The 2,211-nt window shown below is 56.5% G+C and carries 2 rRNA genes; both read left to right on the forward strand.

Going from position 1 to position 2,211, the window contains the following annotated elements:
* A 23S ribosomal RNA gene (locus AC1DR1_RS23100) occupies positions 1–1,845 on the forward strand; the annotation flags it as partial.
* Positions 1,846–2,060: 215 nt separating this feature from the next.
* A 5S ribosomal RNA gene (gene rrf, locus AC1DR1_RS23105) occupies positions 2,061–2,177 on the forward strand.
* Positions 2,178–2,211: the final 34 nt, after the last annotated feature.

Genomic DNA, 2,211 nt, shown 5'->3' on the forward strand with positions numbered 1-2,211 from the left:
TGGTTCAGGCGTCTGGAGTGGTAGGGGAGCGTCGTGTGGGCAGTGAAGTCGCGGTGGAAACCAGCGGTGGAGCCTACACGAGTGAGAATGCAGGCATGAGTAGCGAAAGACGGGTGAGAAACCCGTCCGCCGGATGATCAAGGGTTCCAGGGTCAAGCTAATCTGCCCTGGGTAAGTCGGGACCTAAGGCGAGGCCGACAGGCGTAGTCGATGGACAACGGGTTGATATTCCCGTACCGGCGAAAAACCGCCCATGCTGAACAGGGGACACTAACCGCCCGAAACCTGCCTGMCTACCCTTCGGGGTGGAAGGGTTTTGGTGGAGCGCGGGACCTGATCCTGGGAGGCAAGCGTATTAACAGGTGTGACGCAGGAAGGTAGCCGAGCCGGGCGATGGTTGTCCCGGTCTAAGGATGTAGGGCGAACGGTAGGCAAATCCGCCGTTCATGATGCCTGAGATCTGACGGGACCCCCGTATGGGGGGATTCGGTGATCCTATGCTGCCGAGAAAAGCATCGACGCGAGGTTTTAGCCGCCCGTACCCCAAACCGACACAGGTGATCAGGTAGAGAATACTAAGGCGATCGAGAGAATTATGGTTAAGGAACTCGGCAAAATGCCCCCGTAACTTCGGGAGAAGGGGGGCCCCAACCTTGAACACCACTTGCTGGTGGGAGGGGATCGGGGCCGCAGAGACCAGGGGGAAGCGACTGTTTACTAAAAACACAGGTCCGTGCGAAGTCGCAAGACGATGTATACGGACTGACTCCTGCCCGGTGCTGGAAGGTTAAGAGGACCGGTTAGCCGCAAGGCGAAGCTGAGAATTTAAGCCCCAGTAAACGGCGGTGGTAACTATAACCATCCTAAGGTAGCGAAATTCCTTGTCGGGTAAGTTCCGACCTGCACGAATGGAGTAACGACTTCCCCGCTGTCTCAACCATAAACTCGGCGAAATTGCAGTACGAGTAAAGATGCTCGTTACGCGCAGCAGGACGGAAAGACCCCGAGACCTTTACTATAGTTTGGTATTGGTGTTCGGAGTGGCTTGTGTAGGATAGGTGGGAGACGTTGAAGCCCGGACGCCAGTTCGGGTGGAGTCATCGTTGAAATACCACTCTGGTCACTTTGGACATCTAACTTCGGCCCGTAATCCGGGTCAGGGACAGTGCCTGATGGGTAGTTTAACTGGGGCGGTTGCCTCCTAAAAAGTAACGGAGGCGCCCAAAGGTTCCCTCAGCCTGGTTGGCAATCAGGTGTCGAGTGTAAGTGCACAAGGGAGCTTGACTGTGAGAGAGACATCTCGAGCAGGGACGAAAGTCGGGACTAGTGATCCGGCGGTACATTGTGGAATGGCCGTCGCTCAACGGATAAAAGGTACCTCGGGGATAACAGGCTGATCTTGCCCAAGAGTCCATATCGACGGCATGGTTTGGCACCTCGATGTCGGCTCGTCGCATCCTGGGGCTGGAGTAGGTCCCAAGGGTTGGGCTGTTCGCCCATTAAAGCGGTACGCGAGCTGGGTTTAGAACGTCGTGAGACAGTTCGGTCCCTATCCGCTGCGCGCGCAGGAAATTTGAGAAGGGCTGTCCTTAGTACGAGAGGACCGGGACGGACGAACCTCTGGTGTGTCAGTTGTACTGCCAAGTGCACCGCTGATTAGCTACGTTCGGATGGGATAACCGCTGAAAGCATCTAAGCGGGAAGCTCGCTTCGAGATGAGATTTCCATACACCTTGYGTGTGAGAGGCCCCCAGCCAGACCACTGGGTTGATAGGCCGGATGTGGAAGCGAGGACTAACGACTCGTGAAGCTGACCGGTACTAATAGGCCGATAACTTACACCACACACCCATCCCGTGAACGGATTCAAAAGACGTTCACACCCCGGGAAGGGTACAAAGAAACAAGACTGCTTGCGTCCACTATGTGGTTCCCAAACAACAAACCCGTCACCGACGGCACTGTTGCACAGGAACCGACAACAAAATAACAACACCACAGATGTTGTAACCACCAGATTTCCCACCCCCGGCACGGCCGGCAGGGTGCGGACACAGGGTTACGGCGGTCATAGCGTGGGGGAAACGCCCGGTCCCATCCCGAACCCGGAAGCTAAGACCCACAGCGCCGATGGTACTGCACCCGGGAGGGTGTGGGAGAGTAGGTCACCGCCGGAACACCATTCACGGTCGAGGACCCCCAACCACAGGT

The organism is Arthrobacter sp. P4_F10, from assembly GCF_056401435.1.